Below are 8336 nucleotides of genomic sequence, written 5' to 3'. Positions count from 1 at the left end.
GGCATGGACCTGGTCGGTCGTCAGCGCGGCGGCCTGGTCCGTCGTCAGCGCGGTGATCTGGGTCACCTTCAGCGTCGTGAACTGGGCCGTGGTGATCGCGTCGATCTGCGCATTGCTCAGGGCCGCGAAGTTGGCCGTGGTCAGGGCGCGCAGGTCGTCGGTCTCCAGCGCCTTCATCTGGTCGGTGCTGAAGGACTGGACCTGGCTCGAGGTCATGACGCCGAACTGCGAGGCCGTGAACGAGTTCAGATCGTCCGTGGACAGGTGGTTGATCTGGCTGGTCGTCAGTACATTGACGCGGCCAGCCAGGCCGGTCAGCTGATCAGTCGTCAGGGCTGCCAGCTGGGTGTCGGTCAGGGCACGCAGCGAGGCCGTGGACAGCTTGGCCAGGTCTGTGGCGTCGATGGCCACGATCTGGTCAGTCGACAGCGAGGCCACCTGTTCCGTCGTCAGCACCGAGACCTGCGTCGAACTCATCGCCGTCATGTCGGCCGCCGAGAAGCCGTCGAGCTGGCTGGTCGTCAGCGACAGCACCTGGGCGGTGCTCAGCGCGACGATGTGGTCGGTCGACAGGGCGGCGAACTGGTCGGAATCCAGGCCGGCCAGGGCGGCCGTCGTGATGGCGCGCAGGTCGGCGGTTTCCAGCTTGGCGAGCTGACTGGTGGTCAGTGCGCCGAACTGGTCGGAGTCCAGCGCGGCGAACTGCGCCGTGCCCAGGGCGTTGAGGTTGTCGGTGACCAGGTTGCCGAGCTGGCTGGTGGTGAGTGCCTCGGCCTGGGCGGACGACAGGTTGCTGAACTGGCTGGTGGTCAGGCTGTTCAGGTCGGCCGTGCCCAGGGTGTTGATCTGCGCCGTCGTCAGGTTGTTGATCTGCGTGCTGCTCAGGGCGCGCAGCTGGTCGCTGGTGAAGGCGTCGAGCTGGTCGGACGACAGGTTGCGCAGGGCTGCCGTGGACAGCGACTTGATGTCGGCCGTCTCGATGGCGGCGACCTGGGCCGTGGACAACACGTCGGCTTGCGTCGAGCTGATCGCGGCGATCTGCGTCGACGTCAGGGCCACCATGTCGGCCGTGCTCAGGCCCTGGATCTGGGTCGTGCCCAGTGCACCCACCTGTGCCGCGGTCAGCGAGCCGACGGCGTCACTGGCCAGTGCCGCGACCTGGTCGGAGCTCAGCGCGTTCAGCGCGGCGGTGGACACCGCGCGCAGGTCGGCCGTCTCCAGCTTGCCCAGCTGGCTGGTGGTCAGCGCGCCGAACTGGCTGGAACCCAGCGCAGCGAACTGCGCGGTGCCCAAGGCGTTGAGGTTGTCGGTCGCCAGGTTGGCGAGCTGGGCGTTGGTCAGGGCCTGGACCTGGGCCGAGGACAAGTTCGCGAACTGGCCGCTGGTCAGGCTGTTCAGGTCGGCCGTGCCCAGGGTGTTGATCTGGGCCGTGGTCAGGCTGTTGACCTGGCCGCTGCTCAGTGYGCGCAGCTGGTCGCTGGTGAAGGCGTCGAGCTGGTCGGAGGACAGGTTGCGCAGGGCTGCCGTGGACAGCGACTTGATGTCGGCCGTCTCGATGGCCGCCAACTGGGCGGTGGACAGGGTGCCGGCCTGGGCGGAGTTCAAGGCCGCGACCTGGGTCGAGGTGAGCGCGACCATGTCAGCCGTGCTGAGGCCCTTGATCTGGGCGGTGCCCAGCGACCCGACCTGCGCCGTGGTCAGCGTGCCGACGGCATCACTGGCCAGCGCGCCGATCTGGTCGGAGCTCAGCGCATTGAGGGCCGCGGTCGTCACGCCGCGCAGGTCGGCGGTTTCGAGCTTGCCGAGCTGGCTGGTGGTCAGCGCGCCGAACTGGCTGGACGACAGGGCCGCGAACTGTGCCGATCCCATCGCGTTGAGGCTGTCCGTCGCCAGGTTGGCGAGCTGGACGCTGGTCAGCGCCTGGACCTGGGCCGTGGACAGGGTGGCGATCTGACCGGTGGTCAGCGCGTTCAAATCGGCGGTACCCAGATTGGCGAACTGCGGGCTGGTGCTCAAGGCATTGAGCTGGGCCGAGGACAGGGCGCGCAACTGGTCGCTGGTGAGGGCGTCGAGCTGGTCGGTGGACAGATTGCGCAGCGCAGCGGTGGACAGCGACTTGATGTCGGCGGTCTCGATGGCGGCAATCTGGGCCGTGGACAGGCTGGCGGACTGCGTCGAGTTGATCGCGGCGATCTGGCCAGAGGTCAGGGCGACCATGTCGGCCGTGCTCAGGCCCTGGATCTGCAGCGTGCCGAGCGCCGCGATCTGCGCCGTCGTCAGCGAGCCGACGGCATCACTGGCCAGGGCCGCCATCTGGTCGGAGGACAGGCCGTTCAGCGCCGCGGTCGAGACCGCACGCAGGTCGGCCGTCTCCAGCTTGGCCAACTGGCTGGTGGCCAGTGCGCCGAACTGGCTGGACGACAGGGCAGCGAACTGCGAGCTGCCCAGTGCGTTGAGGCTGTCCGTCTTCAGGTTGCCGAGCTGGGTGTTGGTCAGCGCCTGGACTTGGGCCGTGGACAGGTTGGCGAACTGGCCGCTGCTCAGGCTGTTCAGGTCAGCGGTGCCCAGGGTGTTGACCTGTGCCGTGGTCAGGTTGTTGATCTGGCCGCTGCTCAGGGCACGCAGCTGGTCGCTGGTGAAGGCGTCGAGCTGGTCGGAGGACAGGTTGCGCAGGGCGCCGGTGGACAGCGACTTGATGTCGGCCGTCTCGATGGCGGCGACCTGGGCGGTGGACAGCGAGCCGGCCTGGGCAGAGTTCAAGGCAGCGACCTGGGCCGAGGTCAGGGCGACCATGTCACCCGTGGTCAGGCCCTGGATCTGGGCAGTGCCCAGCGAGGCCACCTGGGCGGTGGTCATGGCGCCGACGGCGTCGCTCGCCAGGGCACCGACCTGGTCGGAACTCAGCGCATTGAGGGCGGCCGTGGTCACTGCACGCAGGTCGGCGGTTTCGAGCTTGCCGAGCTGGCTGGTGGTCAGCGCGCCGAACTGGCTGGAACCCAGTGCCGCGAACTGCGCCGTGCCCAAGGCGTTGAGGCTGTCGGTGGTCAGGTTGGCGAGCTGGGTGCTGGTCAGCGCCTGGACCTGGGCCGTGGACAGGGTGGCGATCTGGCCGGTGGTCAGCGCGTTCAGGTCGGCGGTACCCAGGTTGGCGAACTGCGGGCTGGTGCTCAGCGCATTGAGCTGGGCCGAGGACAGCGCGCGCAGCTGGTCGCTGGTCAGGGCGTCCAGTTGATCGGTCGAGAAGTTGCGCAGGGCAGCCGTCGACAGGGCCTTGATGTCGGCCGTCTCGATGGCCGCGATCTGGGCGGTGGACAGGCCGGCCACCTGGGCCGAGTTGATGGCGGCGACCTGGGCCGARGTCAGAGCGACCATGTCGCCGGTGGTCAGGCCCTTGATCTGGTTGGTGCCCAGCGAAGCGACTTGCGCCGTGGACAGGGCACCGACGGCGTCGCTGGCCAGGGCACCGATCTGGTCGGAGCTCAGGGCATTGAGGGCGGCCGTCGTGACGGCGCGCAGGTCAGCGGTTTCGAGCTTGGCCAGCTGGCTGGTGCTCAGGCCGCCGAACTGGCCCGAAGTGAGGGCTGCGAACTGGGCCGTGCCCAGGGCGTTCAGGTTGTCGCTGGCGAGGTTGGCGAGCTGGGTGCTCGTCAGCGCCTGGACCTGGCCCGAGGACAGATTGGAGAACTGGCTGCTGGTCAGGCTGTTCAGGTCGGCCGTGCCCAGGGCGTTGACCTGGGCCGTGGTCAGGCTGTTGACCTGGCCGCTGCTCAGCGCGCGCAGTTGGTCGCTGGTGAAGGCGTCGAGCTGGTCGGAGGACAGGTTGCGCAGGGCGCCGGTGGACAGCGACTTGATGTCGGCCGTCTCGATGGAGGCGATCTGGGCCGTGGTCAGGCTGCCGGCCTGCGTGGAGTTCAGCGAGGCGATCTGGCCCGAGGTCAGGGCGACCATGTCGCCGGTGGTCAGACCCTTGATCTGGCTGCTGCCCAGCGAGGCGACCTGCGCCGTGGACAGCGAGCCGACGGCGTCGCTGGCCAGGGCACCGATCTGATCGGAGGACAGGCCATTCAAGGCCGCCGTGGTGACGGCGCGCAGGTCAGCCGTCTCGAGCTTGGCCAACTGGCTGGTGGCGAGGCCACCGAACTGGCTGGAGCTCAGCGCCGCGAACTGGGCGGTGCCCAGGGCGTTGAGGTTGTCCGTGCTCAGATGGCCGAGCTGATCGGTGGTCAGCGCGCGGACCTGGGCCGTCGACAGATTGGCCATCTGGCCGGTCGTCAGCGAGTTCAGGTCGGACGTCGACAGGTTGGCGAGCTGCGGGCTGGTAGTCAGCGCATTGAGCTGGGTGGAGGACAGGGCACGCAGCTGGTCGCTCGTGAGGGCATCCAACTGGTCCGTGGACAGGTTGCGCAGCGCAGCCGTGGACAGCGACTTGACGTCAGCGGTCTCGATGGCGGCAATCTGGGCGGTAGACAGCACACCGGCCTGTGCGGAGTTGAGGGCGGCGACCTGGGCCGAGGTCARGGCSACCATGTCACCCGTGGTCAGGCCCTTGATCTGGKCGGTGCCCAGCGAGGCSACTTGYGCCGTGGTCAGCGAGCCGACRGCRTCGCTGGCCARGGMRCCGACCTGRTCGGAMGACAGGYYRTTGAGKGCMGCGGTSGTGACGGCGCGCAGRTCGGCSGTTTCGAGCTTGCCRAGTTGGCCGGTGGTCAGTGCACCGAACTGGCTGGAGCTCATCGCCGCGAACTGGGCGGTGCCCAGSGCGTTGAGGTTGTCGGTGGTCAGGTGGCCGAGCTGGTCGGTGGTCAGCGCGCGGACCTGGGCCGTCGACAGATTGGCGATCTGGCTGGTGGTCAGCACATTCAGATCGGCCGTCGACAGGTTGTTGACCTGCGGGGCGGTCGTCAGCGCATTGAGCTGCGTCGAGCTCAGTGCGCGCAGCTGGTCGCTCGTCAGGGCGTCGAGTTGGTCCGTCGACAGGTTGCGCAGCGCGCCGGTGGAGATGGCCTTGACGTCGGCTGTCTCGATGGCGGCGATCTGGGCGGTGGACAGCGCACCCGCCTGGTTGGAGTTGATGGCGGCAATCTGGCCGGAAGTCAGGGCGACCATGTCACCCGTCGTCAGTCCCTTGATCTGGGCAGTGCCCAGCGAGCCGACCTGTGCCGTCGTCAGCGAGCCGACGGCGTCACTGGCCAGSGCGCCGAYCTGGTCGGAAGACAGGCCGTTGAGCGCGRCSGTCGWGACGGCGCGCAGGTCGGCGGTCTCGAGCTTGCCGAGTTGGGCGGTGGTCAGCGAGCCGAACTGGCCGGAGTTCAGGGAAGCGAACTGGCTGGTGCCCAGCGCGTTCAGGTTGTCGGTGGCGAGGTTGCTGAGCTGCGTGCTGGTCAACGCCTGGACTTGGGTCGACGAAAGGTTGCCGAACTGGCCGCTGGTCAGGCTGTTCAGATCCGCCGTGCCCAGCGTGTTGACCTGGGATGTGGTCAGGCTGTTGACCTGGCCGCTGCTGAGCGCGCGSAGYTGGTCGCTGGTGAAAGCGTCGAGCTGRTCGGACGACAGATTGCGCAGSGCRCCGGTGGTCAGCGACTTGACGTCGSCGGTTTCGATGGCGGCAATCTGGGCGGTGGACAGGCTACCGGCCTGCGTGGAGTTCAGTGCAGCGACCTGACCCGAGGTCAAAGCGACCATGTCACCCGTGGTCAGGCCCTTGATCTGGGCGGCGCCCAGCGAGGCGACTTGCGCCGTGGTCAACGAGCCGACGGCATCGCTGGCCAGGGAGCCGACCTGATCGGAAGACAAGCCGTTGAGGGCGGCGGTCGTGACGGCGCGCAGGTCGGCCGTCTCGATCTTGGCCAGCTGGCTGGTGCTCAGTGCGCCGAACTGGCTGGACGACAGGGCCGCGAACTGGGCAGTGCCCAGCGCGTTGAGGTTGTCGGTCGACAGGTTGCCGAGCTGGTCGGTCGTCAGCGAACGGATCTGAGCCGTCGACAGGTTGGCCATCTGGCCAGTCGTCAGCACATTCAGGTCACCCGTGGAGATGTTGACGAGCTGCGGGCTGGTGGTCAGCGCGTTCAGCTGGGTGGAGGTCAGTGCGCGCAGCTGGTCGCTCGTGAGGGCGTCGAGTTGGTCCGTCGACAGGTTGCGCAGCGCGCCGGTGGAGATGGACTTGACGTCGGCTGTCTCGATGGCGGCGATCTGGGCGGTGGACAGCGCACCCGCCTGGTTGGAGTTGATGGCGGCGATCTGGCCCGAGGTCAGAGCCACCATGTCGCCGGTGGTCAGGCCCTTGATCTGGGCGGTGCCCAGCGAGCCGACCTGTGCCGTCGTCAGCGAGCCGACGGCGTCACTGGCCAGGGCGCCGACCTGGTCTGAGGACAGGCCGTTGAGCGCAGCCGTCGTGACGGCRCGCAGGTCRGCGGTCTCGAGCTTGCCGAGCTGGCCRGTGGTCAGYGMRCCGAACTGGCTGGAGTTCAGCGCCGCGAACTGGCTGGTGCCCAGCGCGTTCAGGTTGTCGGTGGCGAGGTTGCTGAGCTGGGTGCTGGTCAGCGCCTGGACCTGGCCCGAGGACAGGTTGGCGAACTGGCCGCTGGTCAGGCTGTTCAGGTCAGCCGTGCCCAGCGTATTGATCTGGCTCGTGGTCAGCGAATTGACTTGGCCGCTGCTGAGTGCACGCARCTGGTCGCTGGTGAARGCGTCGAGCTGGTCGGACGACAGGTTGCGCAGSGCRCCSGTCGTCAGYGACTTGACATCGCCCGTTTCGAGGGCGGCAATCTGGGCGGTGGACAGGCTGCCGGCCTGGGTCGAATTGATGGCAGCGACCTGGGCCGAGGTCAGGGCGACCATGTCACCCGTGGTCAGGCCCTGGATCTGGGCGGTGCCCAGCGAGGCCACTTGAGCGGTCGTCAGCGAGCCGACGGCATCGCTGGCCAGCGCACCGACCTGGTCGGAGGACWGGCCGTTGAGGGCCGCGGTCGTGACGGCGCGCAGGTCAGCCGTCTCCAGCTTGCCGAGCTGGCCGGTGGTCAGTGCGCCGAACTGGCTGGACGAGAGCGCTGCAAACTGGGCCGTGCCCAATGCGTTCAGGTTGTCCGTGGCGAGGTTGGCGAGCTGGGTGTTGGTCAGCGCCTGGACCTGCGCGGACGACAGGTTGGCGAACTGGCTGCTGGTGAGACTGTTCAGGTCGGCTGTGCCCAGCGTATTGATCTGGCTGGTCGTCAGCGAGTTGATCTGGCCGCTGCTCAGCGCACGCAGTTGATCGCTGGTGAAGGCGTCGAGCTGGTCAGACGACAGGTTGCGCAGSGCGCCGGTGSTCAGCGACTTGATGTCGGCCGTCTCGATCGCAGCGATCTGCGCCGTGGACAGACCGGTCACCTGGGTCGAGTTCAGTGCAGCGACCTGGCCCGAAGTCAGGGCGACCATGTCACCCGTGGTCAGCCCTTTGATCTGGGCCGTGCCCAGAGAGGCGACTTGGGTTGTCGTCAGCGAGCCAACAGCGTCACTGGCCAGCGCGCCGACCTGGTCCGAGGACAGGCCGTTGAGCGAGGCGGTCGTGACAGCACGCAGATCGGCCGTCTCCAGCTTGCCCAACTGGCTGGTGGTCAGAGCGCCGAACTGGCTGGAGCTCAGCGCCGCGAACTGGGCGGTGCCCAGCGCGTTGAGGTTGTCGGTCGCGAGATTGGCGAGCTGGGTGTTGGTCAGTGCTTGAACCTGGCCGGAGGACAGATTGGCGAACTGGCCACTGGTGAGGCTGTTCAGGTCGGCCGTGCCCAGGGTGTTGACTTGTGCAGTCGTCAGCGAGTTGATCTGGCCGCTGCTGAGCGCGCGCAGCTGGTCGCTGGTGAAGGCGTCGAGCTGGTCRGACGACAGGTTGCGCAGGGCGCCGGTCGTCAACGACTTGACGTCAGCCGTCTCAATAGCCGCCAGTTGGGCGGTGGAGAGGCTGCCGGCCTGGGTAGAGTTCAGCGCCGCGACCTGGCCCGAGGTCAGGGCGACCATGTCACCCGTGGTCAGGCCCTTGATCTGGGCGGTGCCCAGCGAGCCGACCTGTGCCGTGGTCAGTGAGCCGACGGCATCGCTGGCCAAGGCGCCAACCTGGTCTGAGGACAGGCCGTTGAGCGAGGCTGTCGTGACAGCGCGCAGATCGGCGGTTTCGAGCTTGCCCAGTTGGCCGGTGGTCAATGCGCCGAACTGGCTGGACGACAGGGCCGCGAACTGGGCCGTGCCCAACGCGTTCAAGTTGTCGGTGGCGAGGTTGGCGAGCTGGGTGTTGGTCAGTGCCTGGACCTGGCCAGACGAAAGATTGGAGAACTGGCTGCTGCTCAGGCTGTTCAGATCGGCCGTAC

General features: G+C 67.8%; 1 protein-coding gene. It reads right to left on the bottom strand.

Annotated features, from left to right (window positions below):
- Positions 1 to 8336: beta strand repeat-containing protein (locus ACXJKR_RS17655; RefSeq protein ID WP_457323928.1), on the bottom strand; the 8336-nt coding region annotated here is incomplete at both ends.

Source organism: Roseateles sp. P5_E11, assembly GCF_054049355.1.
Note: the sequence above shows the minus strand (reverse complement) of the source record. Positions and strands in the feature narration are given on the sequence as shown.